Source organism: Microbacterium sp. SL75, assembly GCF_026625865.1.
Lineage (GTDB): Bacteria > Actinomycetota > Actinomycetes > Actinomycetales > Microbacteriaceae > Microbacterium.
The window spans coordinates 1,453,909-1,476,978 of the sequence record NZ_CP113067.1 but is presented as its reverse complement, the minus strand read 5'-3'; the positions used below and the strand labels follow the sequence as shown (position 1 = coordinate 1,476,978).

The following is a 23,070-nucleotide window of genomic DNA, read 5'->3' as shown; positions in this document are numbered from 1 at the left end:
AGGAGATACAGCATGGCTCTCAGCAAGAAACAGTCCCTCACGATCGGCGCGATCGCCGCTGCGGTGGTCGCCGTCGTCGGCGTCGGCATCGCGGTCGGCATCAACCGCCCGGTCGAAGCCGCTGCGGCGCCCGACCCCTCGGCATCCGCCACGAACGCCCCCGCGGAGTGGGTGCACACCGACGCCGTCCCCGCAGCCGTCGCGGCGCTGAAGGCGAGCGGCTTCACCCCCATCGAGCCGGGCAAGCTGACCGTCGCCGTCGGCGCCTTCGTGCCGCCGCTCAGCTACGTGCCCGAGGGCGAGACGCTGCCGTCGGGAACCGAACCCAACATCGGCTCGCTGATCGCCGAGGGTCTCGGCCTCGAGTACAACCCGGTCGTCGTCGCGTGGGCGGACTGGCCCCTCGGCATCCAGTCGGGAAAGTACGACCTCATCACCGCCAACGTCACCGTGACCGAAGAGCGCAAGGAGCTCTACGACTTCGCGAGCTACCGGCAGGATCTGCTGGGCTTCGCGGTCCGTTCCGACAGCACGATCGACAAGATCGAGACCGCCGATGACATCTCGGGGCTGAAGATCGTGGTCGGCTCGGGCACCAACCAAGAGAAGGTGCTGCTGAACTGGAACGCCGAGCTCGCCGCCGCCGGTAAGGCCCCCGCCGATCTGCAGTACTACGACGACAACGCCGCCGCCACCCTCGCCCTGCTGTCGGGTCGCGTCGATGCGACGTTCGGCCCCAACGCCACCGCGGCATGGGCTGCGCGCGACACGGGCGAGACGAAGGTCGTGGGCGTGGTCCCGGGCGGATACCCGCTCCAGGCCGACATCGCCGCCGGCACCAAGAAGGGCAACGGTCTCGTCGGGCCGGTGCAGATCGTGCTGAACGACCTCATCCAGAGCGGAAAGTACGCCGAGGTGCTGACGGCGTGGAACCTCGACTCCGAGGGCATCTCCACCTCTCAGATCAACCCGCCGGGACTCCCGAAGTCCTGACCCCCGCGCACGGCCCGGTCGTGCCCGACCGGGCCGTGCCGCACGTCCACCGGAGAAGAATGGATGCCATGACCCCCACCCTCACCGTCCGGCTCGTCGACCCGCACGAATACGCGGAGGCGGGCCGGATCACGGCCGAGGCCTACAGCGCCAGCTACGAGGGGCTGTCGGAGGCGTACCTCGCCTCACTCGCCGACGTCGACGGCCGAGTGGCCCAGGGCGAGGTGTGGGTCGCGGTGGACGGCGCCGAGATCGTCGGCACGGTGTGGACGCCCCGTCGCGGAGAGCGCCTGTCCCCCTTGGCCCGGGAGGGGGAGCTCGACTTCCGCCAGCTGGCCGTGGCGCCCGCGGCTCGCGGACGCGGCGTCGGCGAACTGCTCACGCGGCACGTGCTGACGCTCGCGCGAGAGCGAGGGGCGACCCGCGTGGTGATGAACAGCGGCCCCGAGATGCTCGGCGCGCACGCGCTCTACCTCAAGCTGGGCTTCCGCCGGCTGACCGAGCGCGAAGCCCCCGTCGAGGTCGAACCCGGCCGCTGGCTCGACCTGCGCGCTTTCGCATACGACCTCTGACGCCCACCCCTTCCCGCGCCGTTCGGGGCGCGATCCGCGCACCGGGGCGGTCACCGTCCGCCCCGGTGCACCTCTCACGCCCCGAACCACCGGCCCGGGCTCAGCCCGCAGCGAGCGCGGCGAGAGTCCGCCCGACCACGGGCGTGAACTTGAAGCCGTGGCCCGAGAAGCCCGCCCCCACCACGATCGGGCCCATCCGGTCGAGGACGAAGCGAGCATCGACGGTCGAGGTGTAGGTGCAGGTGATCTCGGCGAAGGCCGCGGCATCCACCCCCGGAATCCACTCCGCGGCGTAGCGGACGAGCGCTGCGGTCAGCTCACGGTCGGGAAGGAAGCTGCGGCGGTCCGGGTCGGTCTCGGGGCCTGCGGCGTGCCACCCGGCCTTGACTCCCTGCCCCGGGGTGAGCATGCCGTAGACGGGCGCGAGGAACCACGACGTCGCCGGGTCGGACGCCGCGGGGTGGTGGTTGAAGCCCGGCCAGTGCGGCGCCCCGTCGACGGGGCGGAAATGCGCGGGCTGCTCCTGAGTGACGCGCAGGGCGGGCAGGGTCACCCCGGCCACCCCGCCGAGCGTCTTCGCCGTCCAGGCGCCGGCCGTGCACACGAGGCGTCGAGCGCGCACGCGGCGGCATCCCTCGGCATCCGTCACGCTGAACCGCACGTCGTCGTCGCTGCGCACCTCGATGTCGCTCACGGCGCTGTTCCATCGCATCTGGGCACCGGCCCGTGCCGCGCCCGAGAGGAAGGCGGCGACCGAGGCGTTGGCATCCACTCGCCCCGCACCGGCATTGTGCAGGACCGGTCCGTCGAAGCGGAGACCGGGCCATCGCGCCGCCGCCTCGGAGGGGTCGAGGACCTCGGCCGCGAAACCGCCCGCCGAGATGGCGGCCGAGGTGGCGACGTGATCGACACCGGGGCCGTGCGTCACGATGCCGGTCGTCGTCAGCAACGGCCGATCGGCCTCGGCCTCGAGCTCGCGCCACAGCACCTCGGCGTCGCGCAGCCAGGCGAGATACGACGGCTCGACGTAGGCGACGTTGAAGTTGCGCGAGGCTCCGTGCGAAGCGCCGCGCACGTGTCCGGGCTCGAACTGCTCGAAGACCGCGACTTCTTTCCCTGCGCGCGCGAGATGCCAGGCCGTGGCGGCCCCCATGGCGCCGGCGCCGATGACGGCGACGTCAAGCTGTTCCACGCTCATGCGCCGAGGAGCTTGGCGAAGCACCGCGACCCCGCGAAGCGCGTGTACGGCTCGAAGACCGCGATCGGCGCGTAACCGATGCGCTCGTAGAGCGCGATGGCCTCGGGTTGCCGGTCGCCCGTCTGCAGGATGAGCCGAGACGCCCCGCGGGCGACGGCGAGACGCTCGAGCTCGGTCATCAGCGCACGGCTGGCTCCGCGCCCCCGCGCCCGGGGGTCGACGTACACGCGCTTGACCTCGAGCTCGTCGCCGAGGGCGCGCAGGGCGGCGTGACCGACTGCGCGGCCGTCGGCGTCGAGCACCAGCGCGACCTCCACGACCGTGGCGGGGTCGAGCGCGAAGTCCTCGGCGAGAGCGGCCGCCGTCACCTCGTCGAACGCGGCGAAGACCCCGGCGTAGCGCGGTGAGATCTCGGCATCCATCGCCTCGCGAAGCGCGAGCGCGCGGTGATCGGTCCACGCGACGTTCTCGATGGTCCAGGTCGCGTACAGAGCCGTCATCACGCCAGTATCGCCCGAGGCCCTCGCGCACCGACCCGTCGTGACGGCGGATGACGCCCATCGCCCCTTCCCGTGCACTCGCCAGTACCGTGACGGTGTGACGCGCCCCCTCCGCTCCCTCGGCTTTCTCACCATCGGCCTGTTCGACCGCGAGAACCCGCGTGCCGGGCACGAGACGACCCTGTCGATCATCGCCCGCGGCGAGCGCCTCGGCTTCGACAGCGCGTGGCTGCGCGACCGGCACCTGCAGTACGGCATCTCGTCCCCCGTCGCGGTGCTCGCCGCTGCGTCGCAGCGCACGAGCCGGATCCGGCTGGGCACGGCCGTCATCCCGCTCGGGTGGGAGAACCCCCTGCGCCTCGCCGAGGACCTGGCGACCGTCGACGTGCTCAGCGGGGGGCGCCTCGAACCCGGCTTCTCGGTGGGCCCTCCGCGTCGTCTCGACGAGATCGCCTCCGCCCTCTACCCCGACACCGCCGACCGCGAGGACTTCGGTTACGAGCGCCTTTCGCGCCTGCGCCGCTTCCTCTCCGGGGAGCAGGCCAGCCCGTTCTCGGGGACGGAGGGCATCGAGGAGTACTCCGAACGGGTCGAACCGCACGCGGTGGGGCTGGCCGATCGACTCTGGTACGGCGCGGGCAGCCCGACCTCCACGACCTGGGCGGCCGAGAACGGCTTCCACCTGCTGACCAGCAGCGTCATCCAGTCGACGACCTCGACCGACTTCGACATCGAGCAGCACGCGCAGATCCGGCTCTACCGCGACACGCATACCGACGGCGAGAACGCCCGGGTGTCGCAGGGGCTGGTCGTCGTGCCCACCGACACGGCCACGCCCGAGCAGCGTCGGCGGTACGAGGCCTACGCCGAGTCGCGGCGCAGGCGCGTCGGCATCCCTCAGGGTCCGCGCGGGCTGCTGTTCGCGGAGGACCTCGTCGGCACCTCGGAGCAGATCGCCGAGCGCCTGCTGTCGTCGCGATCGTTTCCCGAGATCGACGAGGTGGCCTTCGCCCTCCCCTTCGACCTCGCTCCCGACGACTACGTGCAGATCCTCGAAGACATCGCGGGGCGGCTCGGGCCGTTGCTGGGCTGGGCGCCGACGGGCGACTGACCGCCCACGGCGAGGGCCGGAGCTGACACGCCCGACCCATACACACTTTTGGTCGATGACCCTCACCCGCGGACAGGCCGCAGGAGTCCCATCGACGAAGAAGGCCCCGTCAGATGACGGGGCCTTGGAACTTCGTATGTCCGCGGGGGGAGGCCGAAGCCCGCAAGTCCCGCGACTAGTGAGCCCTATTGTACATTCGCAAGATGCCTGCGGCCACTCCGCCTGACGAGGTCGAGATCCGCGCGACGCTCAGCGCGCCACGCTCTGGCACTTATATCGCCGCAGCCGGCGGAGACACGGCCAAGGCCGTCGACCTCTACGGCTGGAATGCTCGGGTATCCGCAGCCCTGATGCTCCCCGCGCACTTCGCTGAGATTTCGACACGGAACGCGGCCGCGGCTGTGCTGGAGCGCCTGTACGGTCCGCAGTGGCCTTGGAACCCGACCTTCGCGGCCAGTTTGCCGAACACGGGTCGCTACAACCCGCGACGCGACCTGCTGAACACACGCGGCTCCAATCCGACGACGGGAAAGGTCATCGCAGAACTGAAGTTCGTGTTCTGGCAGAAGCTCTTCACCAGTCGCAACGATGTCCGCCTCTGGGAGCCCCACATCGCGTGGGCGTTCCCGTACGCGTCGCCGATGCCCGCGGCCAGCCTGCGAAATCGCATCTACCAAGATCTCGACGTCCTTCGTCACCTCCGTAACCGACTCGCCCACCACGAGCCCGTCTTCACGCGAAATCTTCTCGATGATCTTGCGCGCACACTCGACCTCATCGAACTGCGCAGCCGCAGCACTTCGGACTGGGTGCGAGCGATGGAAGACGTCACCACGGTCGTAGCCGAGCGCCCGTAGGCCGGCTCGGGTTTCGGGTCAGAAGCCTGCGCATCTGCCGTGATGCGCGCTATCGATGGGGCGCTCAAGACGCCTCAACCCGTGAGGGCGATGTTCCACGCAGGGCGAAGCCCCGGACTCATGCCCCTCCGTGACGCCCCGAGGCGTTGTATGACGTCACGGATTGAGACCCGCCGTGCTCCGGAGAGAGGGTGATCAGCACCTCGGCTGACAGAAGGAGCCCCCGATGCCGGACCGCATCCACCTCGCCGTCGCCCTGGACGGTGCCGGCTGGCACCCGGCCGCGTGGCGCGAGCCCACGGCCCGGCCCACCGAGCTGACCTCCGCCGCGTACTGGCGTGAGCTCGCCCGCACGGCCGACGGCGCGGGGCTCGTCCTGGCGACGATCGAGGACGCACTGAGCCTGGGCGGTCGCTCCTTCGAACCGGATGCCGAGACCCGCCGCGACCGCGCCCGCGGCCGTCTCGACGCCGTGCTGTTGGCGTCGTTCCTGGCCCCGGCCACGCGCCGGATCGGTCTCGTCCCCACGGCGACCACGGCTCACCCCGAGCCCTTCCATCTCGCCACCGGCCTGCAGACGCTCGACCACGTGAGTCGCGGCCGTGCCGGCGTCCGGCTCGTGGCGGGTTCCACTGCGGCGGAGCGTTCGAACTTCGGGCGCCGAACCGACGGACCCACGGGGCTCCCGGCATCCGGTCGCGTCGAAGACGACCCCGCCCTGCTCGCCGCGTTCCGCGAGGCCGGAGACGTCGCCGACGTCGTGCGCCTGCTCGCCGACTCGTGGGAGGACGAGGCGATCGTGCGCGACCTCGAGTCGGGGAAGTTCCTCGATCGCGAGCGCGTGCACAACGTCGCCTTCGACGGCGAGTTCTTCTCGATCACGGGCGCCTCGATCGTGCCGCGCTCTCCGCAGGGCCCACCCCTCATCACCGCGCTCGCGCACCAGACGGTGCCCTATCGGTTCGCCGCGGAGCACGCCGATCTCGTCTTCATCACCCCCGCGGACGCCGCCGCGGTCAGCGGCATCCGGGACGAGCTCGACGTCGTCGTCCGCGAGGAGCCCCTCCGCGTCTTCGCCGACCTGCTCGTACTGGTGGAGCAGACGCGCGAGAAGGCCGCCGCCGTCTGGAGCCGCCTGCAGGAGCGCGCCCCGCTCGCCACCGATGCCCGCGTGGTCGTGGGCACCCCCGACGACGTGGTCGACGAGATCGCGGCCCTGGCCGCCGCGGGCGTCGACGGGATCCGCCTGCGCCCCGCCCGGCTTCCGGCCGACCTCGAGGCCATCGCCGACCGGGTCGTGCCGCGCGCGGCGTCCGCCGGCGTACTGGTGCCCGACGACGGCGCCCCCACCCTGCGCGAGCGCCTCGGGCTCCCCCGCCTCGCCAGTCGATACGCCCGTCAGGAGGTCGGCGCATGACCCGCCGTCAGATCCATCTCGCCGCGCACTTCCCGGGCGTGAACAACACCACCGTGTGGACCGACCCCGCGGCCGGCAGCCAGATCGACTTCTTGTCGTTCGAGCACTTCGCCCGCACGGCCGAGCGCGGTTTCTTCGACTACCTCTTCCTCGCCGAGGGCCTGCGGCTGCGCGAACACCGCGGGCAGCTGCACGACCTCGACGTGGCGGGCCGGCCGAACACGCTCGCGATCCTCACCGCCCTGGCCGCGGTGACCGAGCACATCGGTCTGGTCGGCACGCTGAACACGACCTTCAACGAGCCGTACGAGCTCGCCCGCCAGCTCGGCACGCTCGACCTGCTCTCGGGCGGCCGCGCGGGGTGGAACGCCGTCACCAGCTCCGACGCGTTCCACGGCGCGAACTTCCGCCGCGGGGGCTACCTCGATCACGCCGACCGGTACGTGCGGGCCGCCGAGTTCGCGGCCCTGTCGAAAGCCCTGTGGGCGTCGTGGAGCGACGACGCGATCGTGGCGGATGCCGAGTCGGGTGAGTTCCTGCGCGACGACGCCATCGCGCGCGTGCGGCACGAAAGCCGCCTGTTCGATGTCGACGCCGTGTTCGACGTTCCGCGTTCCCCGCAGGGCCGGCCCGTGATCGTGCAGGCGGGAGACTCCCCCGACGGTCGCGACTTCGCCACCGCCCACGCCGACGTGATCTTCTCGCTGCACACCGCCTTCGACGATGCGCAGCAGTTCTACCGCGACGTGAAGGGGCGCCTGGCCGCGAACGGCCGCGACGAGGACTCGCTGAAGATCCTGCCCGCGGCGACCTTCGTGCTCGGCGACACCGCCGACGAGGCCCGCGAGCGCTCGCGCGAGATCGCCCTCGCCCAGGTGCGCCCGCAGACCGCGATCACCTACCTCGAACAGATCTGGAACTGCGACCTCAGCGGGTACGACGCCGACGGGCCGCTGCCCGACCTCGAGCCCGACACGGGGGTCGAGACGGCGCAGGGCTTCGCCGGGCGGCACGCCGCGATCCGCGCCCGGGTCGGCCAGCTGCGCGAGCAGGCCAGGGCCGAGAACCTCAGCATCCGCGAGCTCGTCATCCGCCTGACCGCGAAGCACACCTTCGTCGGCACGCCGGAGCACGTGGCATCCGAGATCGACCGCTACGTGCAGGAGCGCGCGACCGACGGGTTCACCGTGGTCGGACACGTCACCCCGCACGGCCTCGACGAGTTCGTCGACAAGGTGGTGCCCCTGCTGCAGGAGCGCGGGTCGTACCGCCGCTCGTACGACGAGGGGGCGACGCTGCACGACCTGCTGGGTCTCCCGCCGGTCCACGCGGGCGTCGGGGCGCGATGACCGACCTCGTGATCGTCGGGGCGGGGCCTCGTGCGGTCATGCTCGTCGAGCGGCTGCTCGCCCGACGCTCCCCGGTGCCGCTGCGCATCACCCTCGTCGACCCGTACCCGCCGGGGGCGGGCCGCATCTGGCGACGCGAGCAGTCGCCGCTGCTCAAGCTCAACTCGATGGCACGCGACGTGACCGTCTTCACCGACGAGTCCTGCACGATCTCGGGACCGATCCGCTCGGGCCCCTCGCTCATCGAGTGGGCCGAGCGGGTACGCGCGGGAACGCTCCCCGACGTGACGATCGACGATCCCGAGCTGCGTTTCGAGCTGCAGGGCCTGCGCCCGGACTCCTTTCCCACGCGGCGTCTGCAGAGCGCCTACCTCGACTGGTTCTGGCGTCGCACGGTCGCCATCGCCCCGCCCGGGGTCGAGGTGCGGTGGCACGAGGGCGTCGTGCAATGGGTCGACGACACCGCCGACGGGTACGAGGTCGCCCTCGCCGACGGCATCCGCCTGTCCGCCGACGTGCTCGTCTACGCGATGGGGCACAACGCGCGCGAGCCCGAGGGCGAAGCGGTGTCGTTGCGCGAAGCCGCTGCGAGCGCCGGGCTGACCTACCTCCCCCCGGCGTTCACCGCCGACGCCGACCTCAGCGTGCTCGCCCCCGGCGACGACGTGATCGTCCGGGGGATGGGCCTGGCCGCGGTCGACGCCGTGGTGCTGCTGACCGCGGGTCGGGGCGGACGCTTCGTCACCGATACGACCGGCAACCTGCGCTACGAGCCGTCGGGCCTTGAGCCGCGCCTGCACCTCGGCTCCCGCCGGGGGGTGCCCTACCGCTCGAAGGTGTCGTCGCGGTTGCAGGGCGAAACACCCGTGCGCGAGATCCTGACCCCGGCCGCGGTCGCCGAGCTACTCGCGCGACCGGGCACCGTCGACTTCCTCGACGACGTCTGGCCCCTCATCGCGCGCGAGCTCGTGTGGGGGCACTACCGCGAGCTCTTCACGGGCCACCCCGAACGCGTGACGACGACGTGGGAGGTGTTCCGAGAGACCCTTCGGGAGGTGGATGCCGACACCTCGGCGCTCCGGCTGGCCGCCGCCGAGGTGGTCCCCGACCCCCTCGACCGCTTCGACCTGCGCACGCTCGACGTGCCGTTGGGCGATGAGACGTTCAGCGGCGCCCTCGACGTGCACGAGCGGGTGCGCCGGCACATCGTCGACGACCTGCAGCTGCGCACGAGCCAGGACCGCAGCGCCGCTCAGGCGCTGTTCCTGACGATCCTGTCGTCGTTCCTCGGGCTCGCCGACATCCCGACCGAGCGGTGGAGCGCCCGCTCGCGCGCTGTCGATCTGCCCGTGACCTGGCACGCGTTCTTCAGCTACGTCGCCTCGGGGCCGCCGGCGCACCGGCTGGAGGAGTTCCTCGCCCTGGCTGAGGCCGGGATCGTGCGGTTTCTCGGACCCGACATCTCGGTGCGCGTCGAGGCCGAACGAGGCTTCGTGGCGTCGTCGCCGCGGACCGCGGGCGAGGTGAGCGCTCGCGCGCTCCTCGACGCGTGGCTCCCCGCCGCGACCGCGTCGGCGAGCGAGAACCCGGTGCTGCGCGAGCTCGCGAGTCGCCACGGACGCGAAGTGCACGTCTCGGACGAGTTGTTCACCGGCTCGCTCGGGCGCATCGACGTCGACGCCGACGGTCGCGTGATCGGTCGCGACGGGCAGCCCCGTGCGGCGATGTTCGCGATCGGTCCCTTCACCTCGTCGATGGAGGCCGGGGCCTTCACTCGCCCCCGCTCCGATGCCCTGTCGCTGCGACAGACCGATCGGATCGCCGGTGCCGTCTCCGTCGCCCTCGCGGCGCGGGCCCGAGCCGGCGTGCGCTGACGCGCCGCGGAATGCGAAGCGGTCGACGCTGTTGTCTTACGTGCGCCCCGTCGCACCTCCCCCAGAACGGATGCCCATGACCACCACCTCCGCCCTCCCGCTCCCCGTCCCGCACGCCGACGCCACGGTGCTCGACAACGCGGCGTGGCATTCGCTCGCGGGACCGCACGCGCATTTCGCGGTCGGCGGCGATCTGGTCAAGCGCTACCCCGAAGACGTCGCCCCCTTCGTGGCCGTGCGCACGTGGGACGACCCGGACGTGTGGGACGCCCTCCGCGAGCTCGTCGGACCCGGCGCCGACGTGGGGCTCTCCGGCTTCGAGGGCGAGATCCCCGCGGACTGGCAATGGGTCGGCGGCGGCGAGGGAGTCCAGCTCGTCGAGACCGACACCCTGCGCACCCGCCCCGACGACGAGGCCGTCGAGCTGAGTGCGGCTGATGCGGCCGAGATGATCGACATCGTCGCGCGCAATCAGCCCGGCCCGTTCCGGCCCCGCACCTACGAGCTCGGTCGGTACATCGGCATCCGTCGCGACGGACGTCTCGTGGCGATGGCCGGCGAACGCCTGCACCCCACGGGCTGGACCGAGATCAGCGCCGTGGCCGTCGACGCCGACCACCGTCGCCAGGGCCTCGCCTCGCGGCTGGTGCTCGACGTCGCCTTCCACATCCAGCAGCGCGGGGATCGCGCGATGATGCACGCCGCCGCCGCCAACGTCGGCGCGATCGCCGCGTACGAGCGCCTGGGCTTCGCGTTGCGTCGCCGCAACAAGTTCGCGGCGGTGCGCACGCCCGCGTGAGCCGGGATCGGCCCTCCGGGGCCGTCGTGGTTCACCGACGTGCACCCCGCCGCTGGCCGGGACGTCGACGTTCAGCTCGCTCGGGCGCCCCGTCGATCAGCGCGCGAAGCGCCGCGTCAGACGTGGAAGACCGAGTGCAGGTCGCCGCCGAGCGCCTCGCGGCCGCCCAGGCCGTCGATCTCGAGCAGCGTCGCGATACCGACGACCTCGCTGCCCACGGCCTCGAGCAGCTCGCGGCCCGCACCGAGGGTTCCGCCGGTGGCGAGAACGTCGTCGAGCAGGAGCACGCGAGCGCCAGCTGCGGCGTCGTCGTGCATCTCGATCCGCGCCGAGCCGTACTCGAGGTCGTACGAGACACTCGCCGCGGGGCGGGGCAGCTTGCCGGCCTTGCGGATGGGCATGAGGCCCACGTTCGCGACGATGGCGGCGGCCCCGGCGAGCAAGAACCCGCGGGCCTCGACTCCGGCGACGGCGTCGAAGCGTCCGGCGAAGGGCTCGATCAGGGCCTCGACGACGACGCGCAGTGCCGCGGCGTCGGCGAGCAGCGGCGTGATGTCGCGGAACACGATCCCGGGCTTCGGATAGTCGGGGATACTCGTGATGAGCGATTCAGCGCGGGCAAGGTCGGAGGCGTCGGGCACCGCCCCACTCTAATCGCGGCGCCCGCGAGGCGGGGCTCGCCGGGGCGGGCTCGCCGGCGCGAGCGCACGGCGGGCGCTCGCCCGATGCATCGAGTGTCCAAGACACCCGGACATTTCGAGGTTTCGTCCGGGTGTTCTGGACACTCGAACAGTTTTCACGCCCCCAGGCGCGGGCCGCCCGGGCCTCGGTCAGAACCACCCTCACCCCCCGGCTACGCCCGGCGGGATTCACCCGCCGCCCACTTGACCACGATGCAAGCGCTTCCACTAACGTGGACACCATGACTTTCACGCAGGAAGAGGCGCAGGCCGACCTCGTCTCCGCGCCCGGCTCCGAGTGGTGGCGCACCGCCGTCATCTACCAGATCTACCCCCGCTCGTTCGCCGACGCGTCGGGTGACGGCCTCGGCGATCTGCCCGGCGTCACCGCGCACCTCGACGACTTGAAAGACCTGGGGGTGGATGCCATCTGGCTCAGCCCCTTCCAGACCTCGCCGCAGAAGGACGCGGGGTACGACGTCGCCGACTACCGCGACGTCGACCCGATCTTCGGCACCCTGGCCGACTTCGACGCGATGCTCGCGGGTGCGCACGAGCGCGGCATCCGGGTCATCGTCGACCTCGTGCCGAACCACTCCAGCGATCAGCACGTGTGGTTCCAAGAGGCCCTGAAGGCCGCCCCCGGCAGCCCCGAGCGGGCGCGGTACATCTTCCGCGACGGCACGGGCGAGAACGGCGAACTGCCCCCGAACAACTGGGAGAGCGTCTTCGGCGGCGGCATGTGGAAGCGCATCACCGAGGCAGACGGCACCCCCGGCCAGTGGTACCTGCACATCTTCGACGAGAGCCAGCCCGACTTCGACTGGACCAATGAAGAGGTGCGTGCGGAGTTCCGCGACATCCTGCGCTTCTGGCTCGATCGCGGAGTCGACGGCTTCCGCGTCGACGTCGCGCACGGCCTCATCAAGGCCGAGGGCCTGCCCGACTTCACGCCCGACCCCGAGGGCGGCTCGATGGGCGGCGACGCCGAAGAAGTGCCCTACTGGGGTCAGCCCGGCGTGCACGATGTGTGGCGCGAATGGCACGAGGTGCTCGCCGCGTACGACGGCGACCGCGCCCTGTGCGCCGAGGCGTGGCTGCCGACCGTCGAGCAGACCGCCCTGTGGGTGCGTCCCGACGAGATGCACCAGGCGTTCAACTTCCACTACCTCGAGACGAAGTGGGATGCCGCCGCCCTCCGCGACGTGATCGGCGAGTCGCTCGCACAGTACGGCGCGGTCGGCGCCCCGAGCACCTGGGTCCTGTCGAACCACGACGTCGTGCGCCACGCCTCGCGTCTCGCACTGACGGCCGAGAACCCGCAGGGTGCCGGCATCGGCCCGAAGTCCCCCGGCCAGCCCGACCCCGTGAAGGGGCTGCGCCGTGCGCGCGCGGCGACGTCGATGATGCTCGCACTCCCCGGTTCGTCGTACCTGTACCAGGGCGAGGAGCTCGGCCTTCCCGAGGTCATCGATCTGCCCGACGACGCGCGCCAGGACCCCACGTGGTTCCGCACGAACGGCGAGCGGTACGGTCGCGACGGCTGCCGCGTGCCGATTCCGTGGAGCGCCGACGCCCCCGCCTACGGCTTCAACACCACGGGCGAGTCGTGGCTGCCCCAGCCGGCCGAGTGGGCCGAGCTCGCGCGCGACGCGCAGGTCGACGACCCGGCCTCGACGCTGACGCTGTACCGGTCACTCCTCGCCGAACGTCGTGACCGCAATCTCGGCGCGGGCCACCTGGAGTGGCTCGACGAGTACGGCGACGACGTCGTGGCGTTCCGCAACGGTTCGCTGCTCGTGTTCGCGAACCTCGGCGACGAGACGGTGGAGCTTCCCGCGGGCGAGGTGCTCATCGCGAGCGGCCCCCTCGACGGCGAGCGCCTGCCGACCGACACGACCGTCTGGATCGCGGCGGCGTAGGCCGCGGCATCCATCGATCGATCGCGAGACCGTGGCCGGTATCGACGAGGTCGCCCGCGCGGCGGGGGTGTCGACGGCCACGGTCTCGCGTGCGTTGAGCGGGCGCGGGCCCGTCTCGAGCGCGACCCGCGACCGCGTGATCGCTGCGGCCGACCGGCTCGGCTACGTCGTGTCGGCGGCCGCGTCGAGCCTGGCGACCGGACGAGCGCGGGCGGTGGGGGTGGTCGTGCCGTTCCTCGACCGCTGGTTCTTCAGCACGGTGCTCGCGGGCATCTCCGACGCCCTCGTCCGCGAGGGCTACGACATCACCCTCTACAGCGTGAGCATCGACCCACTCGAGCGTCGCCGTGTGTTCGAGGACCACCTGCGTCGCCGCCGCATCGACGCGGTCATCACCATCGCCCTCGAACTGGATGCCGAGGAGTCGGCCTCACTGCGGGGTCTGGGAGTTCCCATCGTCGCGATCGCGGGCCCGAACCCGCTGCTGACCACCCTGACGGTCGACGATCTCGCCGTAGGCCGCCTGGCGACGGATCATCTGCTCGCTCTCGGCCACCGCCGCCTCGCGCACATCGGGGCGGACCCCGTCACCGCCGCGGGCTCGACGGTGCCGGGACTGCGCCGCCGAGGGTTTCTCGAGCAGCTGGCAGCAGCGGGCATCGCCCACACTGTGGTCGAGCCCGCCGACTTCACGATCGAGGGCGGCTCCGCCGCGGCAACCCGCGCCCTCACCGCCGAGAGCCCGCCGACCGCGCTGTTCGCCGCGTCGGACGAGATGGCGATCGGGGCGATCCTCGCCGCGCGCGAGCTCGGCCTGCGCGTTCCCGAAGACGTGTCGATCGTCGGGGTGGACGGCCACGAACTCGGCCGTTGGTTCTCGCTGACCACCGTGGATCAATTCGCTCGGGGTCAGGGCGAGCGCGCGGCCGAGGCCGTGCTGGTGGCGCTCGACGGCGCCGAGCCGGGCCGTGGCCTCGGCACCCTGCCGTTCGAGCTGGTCGACCGCGGGTCGACGGCGGCGCCGAGGCGCTGAGGCGTCGGCAGGGATACGCGAGCGCGACGCTGGAGGTTTCCGAGCTCGAGCGGGACCCGCGGATGCCGCTCACCCCACCGCCGCGGCGCTGATCGACCTCATGCGGGTCGCGGCAGCCGTGGTCGCCGTCGTCGCGCTCGTCCGGGGTGGCCGCGATCGCTCGAGCATGAGCCGCGCCGCCCGCGCTGCGGCCTATGGGTCGGATGGGGTTCCGCTGACCCACCGCACTGACCTAGGGTCGGCTGTGCGGTGCGAGTGGCGCGTACGGTCGGGTTCATTGCCTGCCTCGACTGATGTGCGCCGTAGGCGCTGCAGGGGTGGGGTGTCGAACCGCAAGGGGTCCGGCATCCCGCCGCTCTTGCCCCTGCCGCCCCCGCGACCCTCCGCCCCGCGATGCCCTCGGGGAGTCAGCCGGCGTCGACGGGACTGCCGCCGAGATCATCCCGCGCGTCCGCCGCCGGCTCCGCGACGTGCTCGATCGACTTCCGCTGCAGAAACGCGCAGAGATCGGCGGCGTGCAGAAGCTCGCGGCAGAGGTCTTGAACGGACTGGGGCGAGAGTTCTGTGATCTCGGGCTGGGCCTCGAAGGTGACGCGCCAGTCCGGGGCACCTACGGCGATCGGGGCGAGATACACCGATGTCGTCGCGTTCGCGAGGGGAAAGATCACCAGCCCGCTGTCGATGCCGTCGACGGGCTCCTGATCCGCTACGAACGCGATCCCACCGCCGCCGGCACCGCTTGCGGCGTACTCATCCAGCCACGCCTGCAAGGTGGCTTTCGTACGAAACGGCACCGGCTACCTCTGATTTCTCAACGACCCGGCGTTCCCCTGAACCGGCCGTAGGACATTGTAAACACAGTCCATCAAGTCGCCGCCGTTCCGGCTGAGCGCGACGGGCGAGAGGGAGGAGCGCACCCTTGCATCGCGCGGGCATCCCGCCCCGTCGGAACGAAGGTCGTCTTCTGTGCTCCTTGGAACGTGCGAGCCGCTTCACGCAGTATTGGTCGGCGGCTCGCGGACGCGGGCGTACCGTCGCCGCATGAGGACCTACAAAGTACCGGGAGTGGGAAGGGTGTCGGTGACACTGCACGTCCACCAATTCGGTCTCACATCGTCCTCTGTGACGACGCTGGAGTCGGTCCGCTTCGTCGACGGGGGGCAAGTCCCGTGCCATACGCACGAGCGTGTCGCGCAGCACCTGGAGACGTTGGGCGTGATCGACGGGAGTTAGCGCCGTCCCCGACCGTGTCGCCTGATCGTGGGCGGACGGCGCACCCGGGTCGTCCGCCGCGCCGCTGACGCGCGCAGAAGGGGCGCGATCGGATCTGGATCGCTTCGCGCACCCCGACGCAAGACCGACAGTGTGCGGGCTCGTCCGGGGGCGGGGGTGTCATACTCGTCGGCATGCGCCGCCTCGAGAACTCACCGCCCCTTCGTTCTCGTGAGCAGCTCGAGACGTGGGTGCGGGAGTTCGAAGATCAGGAGCACTGCATAGCCGGTCGCATCACCGTCGCCCCCCAGGAGGACAGCGGCGATCAAGACACCGGGCTGGTGATCGTCCGGTTGCGCAATGCGACGGCGTCGATCTTCATGGGGGCGCGGGGGTACGACGACCCGATGTGGCAGCTGACGATCACCGAGAGCCCCGAAGAGCTCAAGCTGTCAGCGATCGATCTGACGAGCCTGGCCGCCGAGCTGGTCGTCGCGGGAAACCTGTGCACCTTCTTGCAGTGGAAGTCGCTGGAATGGGACCGCAAGAGCGGGCAACGCAAAGCCGCCGCGCCCTCGTCTGCGGGCGCTTCGTCCCGCTGAACCACCCCCTCGCGGACGCCGGGCGTTGCCGCTCCGACGGGGTGAGCGGCGACCGGATCCGCCGCGCTCCCGGGCGGGTTCAGATGGTGTCGAAAGGTGTGTCGGCGTCGTAGTCGACGGACACCCTCGGGCGCTCGTCCCCGCTGAACTCACCGTCGGCCGTGCCGGAGTCCAGTCGGAGGGTGTCGACGGTGATGGCGATGTGGGAGGACTCTGTCACGAGAAGGCTGAGGAGCCGGCCGTTGTCGAGGATCAGGTCGACGAATCCACCACCGGCGTGCACTCCCGCCAGAATGGCCGCCTTGACGGCATCGATGTGTTCGACGGGGCCCAATGCGTAGGTCACGTCGGCGACGGTGATGCGTAATCGCTCGATCGTGTGGGACATAAGGGCGACGCTATGCGCCACGGGGGCATCCGGGGGCCCGGGTTGCACTTCGTTCCCTCTCGTGCCTGGAACGCTTCGCCGAGAAGATGCGTGACGAGCCTCGACGTGGTGCGACAGAGCTTTCCGGGGTCACGGGCGCGGGGCGTCGCGTGGCGCGACGCTAGCGCCAGTCCTCCATGCGCGTCTTGATGCTGAGCCGGGCGCGGGCGATGTTCCCCCGCACCTGACCGGTGGTGAGTCCGATCCTGTCGGCGATGTCCACGTAGCGCATCTCTTCGACTTCGCGCAGGATCCAGCAGTCCCGTTGCGTTTTCGTGAGAGCGTGCACCGCCCGGGACAGGTCGACGAGCTGAGCCCTTCTCATCGCAGACACCTCTGGTCCCTCGCCGGGGCTCTCGAGGGAGCGGGGAAAGGGGACCTCGCGCCGTCGTTCGCGGAGGTGGTCGAGCGCCTGGTGCGTGGCGATGCGGATGAGCCATCCCCTCACGTGTTCACGCTCGCGCAGTTGTGCCAGACGTTTCCACGCGATGACGAGGGTCTCCTGGACGGCGTCGTCGGCCGCGATGGGGCTTCCCGCGATCCGGGCGGCCGCGGTGAGCATGGCCGAACCATGCCGAGAAACCAGCATCCGAAACGCAAAGGGGTCTCCGTTGACGGCGAGGCCGACGAGAAACTCATCGGTGGCGGGGAGCAGCGCTGTCGGCGACGGTGCGACGCGGGCGGGGAACGGTGCCATGAGATTGCTCGGATCAATTTGTGACAGAACCATCGAGACGACGGTCTTACGTATGAGCGACCATCTCGCTCCCGTGTCGCCCTTGTCAGTGCGGTTGCGGTCTGCACGATCACGAGATACAGGACACGCACATGCCGCCGATCACCAGTTCCGCTCCGCTCGGTCTCACCTCCGTACTCGTGGGGTCGTTGCCGACGGCCCTCCTCACCGATCTGGCGCCCGGTCGCTACACGGTGGAGGCCGTTTTCACTCGCCGTCCCCTCGCGGACGAGATCACGCGCATTCTCGATGCGGACACGGCCGAGTACCTGTCCGACGCGGGCTACCCCTCGGTCGTCCTGACCGTCTCGGATCGGCGCCTCGAGATCGCTCAGACCAATCTGGAAGAGCTCCGGGACGGTCTCGCCACGACCCTGGCTACCCGACTGGCGGACATCAGCTCGGCCGTCAAAGCGCAGGATGACGCTGACGCCGCTCGATCCGCGGACATCGCGGGTCATGAGCTGACGCGGGCGACGGCCATCGCCCGGCTCGCCGGCACGGTGACGTTCACCCCGGCGGATGCATTCCCGCGCGATCACGGCGACGACCCGAAGCCCGAGGATGCGCACTCCGGCGATGCGGCCGAGGCGACCCGCTGACCGCCGCGGCCCGTTCGCACGCCCCTCGTGACCCACCTCGTGTCCACCGCAGCGGGATCATCCGCCGCAGCCCCCGCAGGAGGACACCGCGCAGATGCTCTCCCAGCGCGCGCGAACCCGCCCGCGCTTCCCCTCACCTGGCCCGTCACACGGCGTCGGCTGCATCTGCGAGCCCCCGGGTGTCAAGGCCCGTCGCGGGCTGACGAAGACGGTGGGACGGTGCCGTCATGCACTGGATCGCGACGCTGGGTTCGACCAGCGAAGAACTCGGCGGGTTCGATCATGGAATCGAGATCGAGGCGCCGGACTGTTTCGACGCGCTCTCGACGGCGATGCTGATCGCCGGTCCCGCGTGGACCGTCCTCAGCGTGCACCGGATCATGTCCGCCGCCGAGCAAAGAGGCCACTGATCGCGACCGCACGGGTGCGTCCGACCGCGAGCGCGAAGGCTCCGGCGGGCACGCGGCGCGTGTCATCGCCGTCCCATCCCGCAGCGTGAGAAGCGCGAGTCCGCGCCTGTGAGAGGGTGTCGTGTCGCGCGATCGGTTTCGCCGTGGCATCGAAGGAGACGAAGGTTCCGCGGGGGGCCTCGACGACGTGACCGATGACATGCACGCCGTCGGTGAGGACGTGGTGGCCCGGCCCTTTGACACGCCAGGCGGGTGCCGGGGTCACCTCGGGGCGAGGGGACAAGCGGGCGAACTTCATGATCCCGGCGACACCGGGGAGAAGCCAACGGAAGCGTGCGCCGTCTGCGTGACGACGTCGAGATCGACCCCCATCATCGAGGTGGCGGCCGTGCGCATCAGTTGATCCACGATGGCCGGTCGCAAAGCGACGCCATCTTGAGCATCGATGACGAATCGCAAAGCGATCGCGGGATGAAGCCAGACGTGAAGACGTGCGCCGTTCACCTCTCGCGGTATTCGCCATGATGCGAAGAACGCTTCGTTCCGCTTTAATTTCGCGACCGCGATGGCCTGCAGGTAGGCGAGGGAGACATCGGGAAGCGGCAGCGGTTCACGGATCGAACCGTAATAGAGGAGTCCCACAGCGTGCCCCGATCTTCACTAGCGAGTGAGCCTGCCGGGGTCTGGGGCAACGTGCGTTCAGAGTATTGTCATGCCCGCGCGAGATCAAGAGCGGATTCTCCTGCATTGCAACGCGACCCGGTGACGAACGTCGCCGCAGAAGGGCCCTACAGTGGACAGTGGCGTCCCCTAGACCTAGGCCGCTGGGTTGTACCTAGGTCAGGAGCATCATGTTGGAATTCCCCGCTTTCACCTCCCTGTGCGACTGGTTCGTATCGAAGTTGCCGATACACCACGCGGCGATCTCCACCCTGGGGGACCCGTTCGAGCTGACCACCGTGGGTGCGAGCGACGCGATCGCTGCCGAGCTCGAGGGGATGCAGCTCGATCTCGGGGTGGGCCCCTGCTGGGAAGCGAAAGCGGCGGGGACACCGGTCTTGGTGCCTGACCTGAGGCAGGCGTCGACGCTGTCCTGGCCGGAGCTGCTGACGGCGGCCGAGTCCCGAGGGATTCGGGCCGCCTACGCGTTCCCGATGGCGTTGGGCGCGATCGACGTGGGCGTCGTGGACCTGTACGCAACGACCGCGCATGCCTTGAGCCCGCACGACGTGGAGGAAGCGTGGGCGATGGCCGATGTCGCCGCGGTTCGCGTGGTGGACCAGGTTCTCAGCGAGTTGACGTCTCCTGCGGCCGAGGCCTCGCCGAGGAGATTCGTCCATCAGGCAACGGGGATGGTGATGGCACAGCTCGGAGTACCGTCTGACGATGCGATGGTCGTTATTCGCGCTCACGCTTTCGCAGCGGGTATGTCCGTCCCCGACGTCGCGCAGGCCATCATCCGACGCGATATCGATTTTTCGGCGTAGTCCGAGGTGAAGGAAAGTACATTGCCCCTATGACGGATGTATCGCGAGAGAAAGAGCTGGTCGAGACGTTCGTCGAACTCGCTGACACGATGGTCACCGGCTATGACGTCGTGGATCTTCTGCACCGGCTCGTGATCCGGTGCGCTCGCACCCTCGATGTGGCAGGCGTCGGCATCCTCATCCCGGATGCCGATGGGACCCTCGAAGTGGTCGCCTCCACCAGCGAACGCAGCCAGCTGATCAGCCTCCTCCAGCTGAGCGAGGATGAAGGGCCCTGTCTGGACGCGTACCGTCTGGGAGAGCCCGTCACCGTCAGCGATATCGCCGGGATACGTGAACGCTGGCCGAGGTTCGCAGGTGCCGCCGGGGAGCTCGGATACCGGTGGATGCACGCCATCCCCCTGCGCCTGCGTGAGGACGTCATCGGCTCTCTGAATCTCTTCGGCGACCAGCCGGACGCGTTGACGGCCGATGATGCGTTGGCCGCTCGGGGCCTCGCCGATATCGCGACCATCGGAATCCTGCACGAGCGCGCATTCCGGGAGGCGGATCTCGCCCGCCAGCAGTTGCAACATGCCCTCAATAGTCGCGTGGTCATCGAGCAGGCGAAGGGAATTCTGTCCCACGTTCACGGCATCGATATGGATGCCGCATTCTCACTGCTCCGAGAGCGCGCGAGAAACAGTCAGCAGAAGCTCTCCGATGTCGCGCGGCGCGTGGTCGAGGACGCGACCAGGGACCGTCGCGCGGGACGACACGTGAACGAGCAGACTCGCCGCCTCATAGAACAGCAGCAGGCATGGAATGATCAAGCGCTCTCCGAGGCACGCGAGAAGAAGTCGGACGACGCGACCGACAACTGACGGATCGCCTCCGCGTTCACCCGGACGGCCCCACTCAGCATGATGCGGAGTCTCGTCCACGCCGGCGCGTCGCCGACCGTCTCACCCGACGAGCCGGATCGGACGCGCCTCGGTCGGATGATCGTGTTCTCCCGTGTGACCGACTCTGGCCCTGCAGGAGACCGAGCTGTCGCCGTCGACGTCGCACCGCAATGCATCCACCTGCGCTTCCGCCTCTTGCCATTGCTCGCGCAGGTCGACGGCGCGGGCGGCGGCGTTGCGCAGCTTCAACTCCGCCAGTTCCTGCTCGGCGAGCCGAGCTCGGTCGCGCGCGTCGATGTACAGTGCGAGCGCTTCGGTCGCGCGCTCGCAGGCGGATTCGAACTGCTCTGGGGTGACGGTGGGGTAATCGGCAGTCATCTTTCAACCTCCGGTAGCGGACTCGGACGCTCCGCATCGGTGCGGAGCAGCCTCGGGCTGATCTCCTCTCTGGGATGACGGCGTTGTTCCGAGCTCGACGTCGGCACCGCCTGGGGCGCTAAGCGAACCGCAAACCGGCACCGAGCGGAAGGGGGCCGGCCCGATCATGCGTTTCGTGTCGCACGTTCACGACGGGCGCCGTCGGCGGGGTACTGCGCGTGCATGAAGATGCTCGGATCGGTGCTGGCATGCAGCAGGACCGGGGCGAGAAGCGTGCGCGTGACGCGCATCGCGAGATACATGAGGATGCCGAAGAAGAAGGTGTAGACAAGCTGAATGCCCGTGGCCAACAGGGACTGCCCCCCGAGGAGGTTCCCGGCGTGAAGCAAGGCGAAAGTGCCGGCTGAGACGAGGGCGACAGGGCCTGGTAGAGCACGAAGTAGACGACGGCGAGGACCACGGCCTTCCACCAGTGCCCGGCATTCCAGAACCGTGCCCACGCCGACGGGCCTTTCGCAGCATCCATCGCATGCCCCCACGTTCTGCGCGACGGCCCGAATGTATCGCACGTGCGGATTCACGAAGCGTCCGTTGCGTTCTCGGGCCAGCAGCCTCCGCGCCCTCCGGACGACGGCTCGTACGCGCGGAGCGTGCGAGGCGCTGTCAGCCACCGGAGCGGATCGCTCGACGACCTCCTCGACCGCCCGGCGGAGGAAGCAGGCGTCGCACGGACCCGCCGTCGAGGTCCGTCGTCAGCGCGCCGACCCCGCCAGCGACCCGGTCGTCTCCTCGACGGCGGGATCGTAGAGCAAGCACGAGATCTCGCGGTCCCCGTCGGACCAGGTTCCCTCGGTAGGGGCGACGTACTGGTAGTTCAGCGCGGACTGCTCGTAGGCGATGCCGACGAACGACGGGAAAGCGGCGTCGCACCCCTGCTGCGCCGCCGAGGCAATGGCGTCGTCACCGGGGAAGGCTCCCTCTGGGAGGACGAAGCTGCTGAAGACCTCGTAGGTGTGCGCGGCCGCGCACTCGACGATGTTCGACGAACTGATGAATCCGCTCGGGACGTCGTCGAGGCAGACCCCGACGGGCAGGGTGTACGTGCCACCACCTCCGGGAGCCGTCTCACTCGGGCCCACGGTCACGCCGCCGTCCTGCGGGAACGTCGGGACATCGAAGGGGTCCGCGGAGGATGCCTTCGACCCGACCGTGAACGAGAAGATCAGCAGTCCGACGACGGCGAGGATCGCGAGGACCCCGATGACCGCCCCCGCGACGATACCGGTGATGGCGAGGCCGCGGCCCTTCTCGCCCGTGCGCTTGATCTGGGCGAGAGCGACGGCGCCGGCGATGATGCCCCCGAGGGGGAAGACGAAACCGAGGACGATCGCGAGGATCGAGATACCGTTGGTGCGACTCGAAGCGGCAGGCGCGGTGCCGGGGAAAGGCGCGCCGTACGCCGGCACGCCGGTCTGGGCGTCCCCCGTCGCCGCGCCGTACGCGGGGGCGGTGGTCCCTGCGTCGGCCGAGGCAGCCGCAGACACGGCGCCGGGGTACCCGGCAGGCGCGGGCGGCACCGGAGGTGCCCATGTGTCGCCGGTCGCGGCCGGCTGCTGCGTGGCGCCCGCATCGGTCGGTGAAGCCGGAACGCCCTGGGGCCCGCCGACGAGCACACCCTGCTGAGCGAGCCGATCACCCGTGCGGTGGGCTGCTTCGCGCACGACATCGCCGACCTTGGCCGCGCCGATCGCCCCGCCCTTGAAGAAGCCGCCCATGGTGGAGTGCTCGAACGATGCGAGGGTGCCCTCGGGGATCTCGGAGAAGTGCACGTCGAAACGGACGTGCATGTCCTGCCCGGCGAAGGCCCCGGCCACGAGTGTGGTGCCCATGCTCCCGCGCGAGACGTCGAGGGATCCGGATGCCGTGGGCTGCGCCGTGAAGCCCTGCTCGGCGAGCGCGTAGCCGACCGCGTCGCGCGCGGAGTCGAGGGGGACGGACAGTCGTAGTTCGGCGGTAGCCATCAGGTG

Annotated in this window: 25 protein-coding genes; 15 read left to right on the top strand and 10 right to left on the bottom strand. The window is 70.2% G+C overall.

The features are described 5' to 3' along the window. Positions 1–12: 12 nt before the first annotated feature. Positions 13–993: an ABC transporter substrate-binding protein gene (locus tag OVA17_RS06850; protein ID WP_267789062.1), complete on the top strand. Its 981-nt coding sequence runs from the start codon at positions 13–15 to the stop codon at positions 991–993. Between the two features lie 68 nt (positions 994–1,061). Then, complete coding sequence (locus tag OVA17_RS06845) at positions 1,062–1,565, top strand: GNAT family N-acetyltransferase (protein WP_094735529.1); 504 nt, start codon at positions 1,062–1,064, stop codon at positions 1,563–1,565. Between the two features lie 100 nt (positions 1,566–1,665). Here the strand turns inward: OVA17_RS06845 and OVA17_RS06840 are convergent, their stop codons facing one another. Together OVA17_RS06840 and OVA17_RS06835 are read right to left on the bottom strand one after the other, a co-directional pair. Further along, entirely contained in the window at positions 1,666–2,763 is a 1,098-nt protein-coding gene (locus OVA17_RS06840) for an FAD-dependent oxidoreductase (RefSeq protein ID WP_267789061.1), read from the bottom strand. Then, positions 2,760–3,263, bottom strand: coding sequence for a GNAT family N-acetyltransferase (locus tag OVA17_RS06835; RefSeq protein ID WP_267789059.1), 504 nt, complete (start codon positions 3,261–3,263; stop codon positions 2,760–2,762). Before OVA17_RS06835 ends, OVA17_RS06840 begins: the two co-directional genes overlap by 4 nt. A gap of 97 nt (positions 3,264–3,360) precedes the next feature. Between OVA17_RS06835 and OVA17_RS06830 the strand changes: the two genes are divergently transcribed. The 6 genes from OVA17_RS06830 to OVA17_RS06805 all read left to right on the top strand — a co-directional run bounded on the left by OVA17_RS06830 (position 3,361) and on the right by OVA17_RS06805 (position 10,670). Then, the gene (locus OVA17_RS06830) at positions 3,361–4,374 is read left to right on the top strand and encodes an LLM class flavin-dependent oxidoreductase (RefSeq protein WP_267789058.1); all 1,014 of its coding nucleotides are present in this window, start codon (positions 3,361–3,363) and stop codon (positions 4,372–4,374) included. A 203-nt stretch (positions 4,375–4,577) separates the two neighbouring features. Beyond that, positions 4,578–5,231, top strand: coding sequence for a hypothetical protein (locus OVA17_RS06825; protein WP_267789057.1), 654 nt, complete (start codon positions 4,578–4,580; stop codon positions 5,229–5,231). Positions 5,232–5,457: 226 nt separating this feature from the next. Continuing rightward, a complete protein-coding gene (locus OVA17_RS06820) occupies positions 5,458–6,648 on the top strand; it encodes an LLM class flavin-dependent oxidoreductase (protein ID WP_267789055.1) in 1,191 nt (396 codons plus the stop codon). Continuing rightward, positions 6,645–7,997 carry an NtaA/DmoA family FMN-dependent monooxygenase gene (locus OVA17_RS06815; RefSeq protein WP_267789054.1) on the top strand — a complete coding sequence of 451 codons (1,353 nt, stop codon included), beginning with the start codon at positions 6,645–6,647 and terminating at the stop codon, positions 7,995–7,997. The genes OVA17_RS06820 and OVA17_RS06815 overlap by 4 nt, the downstream gene beginning before the upstream one ends. After that, positions 7,994–9,871 (top strand): FAD/NAD(P)-binding protein, encoded by a 1,878-nt coding sequence (locus OVA17_RS06810; RefSeq protein ID WP_267789053.1) that lies wholly within the window; start codon positions 7,994–7,996, stop codon positions 9,869–9,871. Before OVA17_RS06815 ends, OVA17_RS06810 begins: the two co-directional genes overlap by 4 nt. Positions 9,872–9,941: 70 nt before the next feature. After that, complete coding sequence (locus OVA17_RS06805; RefSeq protein WP_420712431.1) at positions 9,942–10,670, top strand: GNAT family N-acetyltransferase; 729 nt, start codon at positions 9,942–9,944, stop codon at positions 10,668–10,670. A 116-nt stretch (positions 10,671–10,786) separates the two neighbouring features. Here the strand turns inward: OVA17_RS06805 and OVA17_RS06800 are convergent, their stop codons facing one another. Further along, a complete protein-coding gene (locus OVA17_RS06800) occupies positions 10,787–11,311 on the bottom strand; it encodes an adenine phosphoribosyltransferase (RefSeq protein ID WP_267789050.1) in 525 nt (174 codons plus the stop codon). Between the two features lie 281 nt (positions 11,312–11,592). Between OVA17_RS06800 and OVA17_RS06795 the strand changes: the two genes are divergently transcribed. Together OVA17_RS06795 and OVA17_RS06790 are read left to right on the top strand one after the other, a co-directional pair. Next, on the top strand, positions 11,593–13,272 hold the full coding sequence (locus tag OVA17_RS06795; protein WP_267789048.1) for a glycoside hydrolase family 13 protein: 1,680 nt from the start codon (positions 11,593–11,595) through the stop codon (positions 13,270–13,272). A 31-nt stretch (positions 13,273–13,303) separates the two neighbouring features. Further along, positions 13,304–14,305: a LacI family DNA-binding transcriptional regulator gene (locus OVA17_RS06790; protein ID WP_267789046.1), complete on the top strand. Its 1,002-nt coding sequence runs from the start codon at positions 13,304–13,306 to the stop codon at positions 14,303–14,305. Between the two features lie 407 nt (positions 14,306–14,712). Here OVA17_RS06790 and OVA17_RS06785 read toward each other — a convergent pair whose 3' ends face one another. Beyond that, complete coding sequence (locus tag OVA17_RS06785) at positions 14,713–15,099, bottom strand: hypothetical protein (RefSeq protein WP_267789044.1); 387 nt, start codon at positions 15,097–15,099, stop codon at positions 14,713–14,715. A gap of 612 nt (positions 15,100–15,711) precedes the next feature. Here OVA17_RS06785 and OVA17_RS06780 point away from each other — a divergent pair. Next, positions 15,712–16,119, top strand: a complete 408-nt coding sequence (locus OVA17_RS06780; protein ID WP_267789042.1) for a hypothetical protein — start codon at positions 15,712–15,714, stop codon at positions 16,117–16,119. A 79-nt stretch (positions 16,120–16,198) separates the two neighbouring features. On the opposite strand, the gene OVA17_RS06775 is transcribed toward OVA17_RS06780, so the two are convergent. Beyond that, positions 16,199–16,507, bottom strand: coding sequence for a hypothetical protein (locus OVA17_RS06775; RefSeq protein ID WP_267789040.1), 309 nt, complete (start codon positions 16,505–16,507; stop codon positions 16,199–16,201). A gap of 160 nt (positions 16,508–16,667) precedes the next feature. After that, positions 16,668–17,135, bottom strand: coding sequence for an RNA polymerase sigma factor (locus tag OVA17_RS06770; protein ID WP_267789365.1), 468 nt, complete (start codon positions 17,133–17,135; stop codon positions 16,668–16,670). A gap of 239 nt (positions 17,136–17,374) precedes the next feature. On the opposite strand from OVA17_RS06770, the gene OVA17_RS06765 reads away from it, so the two are divergent. Further along, entirely contained in the window at positions 17,375–17,884 is a 510-nt protein-coding gene (locus tag OVA17_RS06765) for a hypothetical protein (protein WP_267789038.1), read from the top strand. Between the two features lie 227 nt (positions 17,885–18,111). Next, positions 18,112–18,294 (top strand): hypothetical protein, encoded by a 183-nt coding sequence (locus OVA17_RS06760; protein WP_267789037.1) that lies wholly within the window; start codon positions 18,112–18,114, stop codon positions 18,292–18,294. Positions 18,295–18,588: 294 nt separating this feature from the next. Here the strand turns inward: OVA17_RS06760 and OVA17_RS06755 are convergent, their stop codons facing one another. Beyond that, positions 18,589–18,936 carry a hypothetical protein gene (locus OVA17_RS06755; protein ID WP_267789035.1) on the bottom strand — a complete coding sequence of 116 codons (348 nt, stop codon included), beginning with the start codon at positions 18,934–18,936 and terminating at the stop codon, positions 18,589–18,591. A gap of 209 nt (positions 18,937–19,145) precedes the next feature. Here OVA17_RS06755 and OVA17_RS06750 point away from each other — a divergent pair, with 209 nt between their 5' ends. Together OVA17_RS06750 and OVA17_RS06745 are read left to right on the top strand one after the other, a co-directional pair. Then, entirely contained in the window at positions 19,146–19,781 is a 636-nt protein-coding gene (locus OVA17_RS06750; RefSeq protein WP_267789034.1) for a GAF and ANTAR domain-containing protein, read from the top strand. A 29-nt stretch (positions 19,782–19,810) separates the two neighbouring features. Further along, complete coding sequence (locus tag OVA17_RS06745; RefSeq protein ID WP_267789033.1) at positions 19,811–20,644, top strand: GAF and ANTAR domain-containing protein; 834 nt, start codon at positions 19,811–19,813, stop codon at positions 20,642–20,644. 81 nt (positions 20,645–20,725) lie between these two features. On the opposite strand, the gene OVA17_RS06740 is transcribed toward OVA17_RS06745, so the two are convergent. The 3 genes from OVA17_RS06740 to OVA17_RS06730 form a co-directional block, all read right to left on the bottom strand. Then, positions 20,726–21,043, bottom strand: coding sequence for a hypothetical protein (locus tag OVA17_RS06740; protein WP_267789032.1), 318 nt, complete (start codon positions 21,041–21,043; stop codon positions 20,726–20,728). 164 nt (positions 21,044–21,207) lie between these two features. Then, complete coding sequence (locus OVA17_RS06735; RefSeq protein WP_267789364.1) at positions 21,208–21,513, bottom strand: type II CAAX prenyl endopeptidase Rce1 family protein; 306 nt, start codon at positions 21,511–21,513, stop codon at positions 21,208–21,210. Between the two features lie 282 nt (positions 21,514–21,795). Then, on the bottom strand, positions 21,796–23,064 hold the full coding sequence (locus tag OVA17_RS06730) for a DUF4190 domain-containing protein (protein ID WP_267789031.1): 1,269 nt from the start codon (positions 23,062–23,064) through the stop codon (positions 21,796–21,798). Positions 23,065–23,070: the final 6 nt, after the last annotated feature.

What these genes read in the sequence shown, in the direction of transcription:
- OVA17_RS06850 (WP_267789062.1), top strand. Translation starts at nt 13, where the DNA reads ATGGCTCTCAGCAAGAAACAGTCCCTCACGATCGGCGCGATCGCCGCT.
- OVA17_RS06845 (WP_094735529.1), top strand. Translation starts at nt 1,062, where the DNA reads ATGACCCCCACCCTCACCGTCCGGCTCGTCGACCCGCACGAATACGCG.
- OVA17_RS06840 (WP_267789061.1), bottom strand. Translation starts at nt 2,763, where the DNA reads ATGAGCGTGGAACAGCTTGACGTCGCCGTCATCGGCGCCGGCGCCATG.
- OVA17_RS06835 (WP_267789059.1), bottom strand. Translation starts at nt 3,263, where the DNA reads ATGACGGCTCTGTACGCGACCTGGACCATCGAGAACGTCGCGTGGACC.
- OVA17_RS06825 (WP_267789057.1), top strand. Translation starts at nt 4,578, where the DNA reads ATGCCTGCGGCCACTCCGCCTGACGAGGTCGAGATCCGCGCGACGCTC.
- OVA17_RS06820 (WP_267789055.1), top strand. Translation starts at nt 5,458, where the DNA reads ATGCCGGACCGCATCCACCTCGCCGTCGCCCTGGACGGTGCCGGCTGG.
- OVA17_RS06815 (WP_267789054.1), top strand. Translation starts at nt 6,645, where the DNA reads ATGACCCGCCGTCAGATCCATCTCGCCGCGCACTTCCCGGGCGTGAAC.
- OVA17_RS06810 (WP_267789053.1), top strand. Translation starts at nt 7,994, where the DNA reads ATGACCGACCTCGTGATCGTCGGGGCGGGGCCTCGTGCGGTCATGCTC.
- OVA17_RS06805 (WP_420712431.1), top strand. Translation starts at nt 9,942, where the DNA reads ATGCCCATGACCACCACCTCCGCCCTCCCGCTCCCCGTCCCGCACGCC.
- OVA17_RS06795 (WP_267789048.1), top strand. Translation starts at nt 11,593, where the DNA reads ATGACTTTCACGCAGGAAGAGGCGCAGGCCGACCTCGTCTCCGCGCCC.
- OVA17_RS06780 (WP_267789042.1), top strand. Translation starts at nt 15,712, where the DNA reads ATGCGCCGCCTCGAGAACTCACCGCCCCTTCGTTCTCGTGAGCAGCTC.
- OVA17_RS06775 (WP_267789040.1), bottom strand. Translation starts at nt 16,507, where the DNA reads ATGTCCCACACGATCGAGCGATTACGCATCACCGTCGCCGACGTGACC.
- OVA17_RS06770 (WP_267789365.1), bottom strand. Translation starts at nt 17,135, where the DNA reads ATGCTGGTTTCTCGGCATGGTTCGGCCATGCTCACCGCGGCCGCCCGG.
- OVA17_RS06765 (WP_267789038.1), top strand. Translation starts at nt 17,375, where the DNA reads ATGCCGCCGATCACCAGTTCCGCTCCGCTCGGTCTCACCTCCGTACTC.
- OVA17_RS06760 (WP_267789037.1), top strand. Translation starts at nt 18,112, where the DNA reads ATGCACTGGATCGCGACGCTGGGTTCGACCAGCGAAGAACTCGGCGGG.
- OVA17_RS06750 (WP_267789034.1), top strand. Translation starts at nt 19,146, where the DNA reads ATGTTGGAATTCCCCGCTTTCACCTCCCTGTGCGACTGGTTCGTATCG.
- OVA17_RS06745 (WP_267789033.1), top strand. Translation starts at nt 19,811, where the DNA reads ATGACGGATGTATCGCGAGAGAAAGAGCTGGTCGAGACGTTCGTCGAA.
- OVA17_RS06740 (WP_267789032.1), bottom strand. Translation starts at nt 21,043, where the DNA reads ATGACTGCCGATTACCCCACCGTCACCCCAGAGCAGTTCGAATCCGCC.
- OVA17_RS06730 (WP_267789031.1), bottom strand. Translation starts at nt 23,064, where the DNA reads ATGGCTACCGCCGAACTACGACTGTCCGTCCCCCTCGACTCCGCGCGC.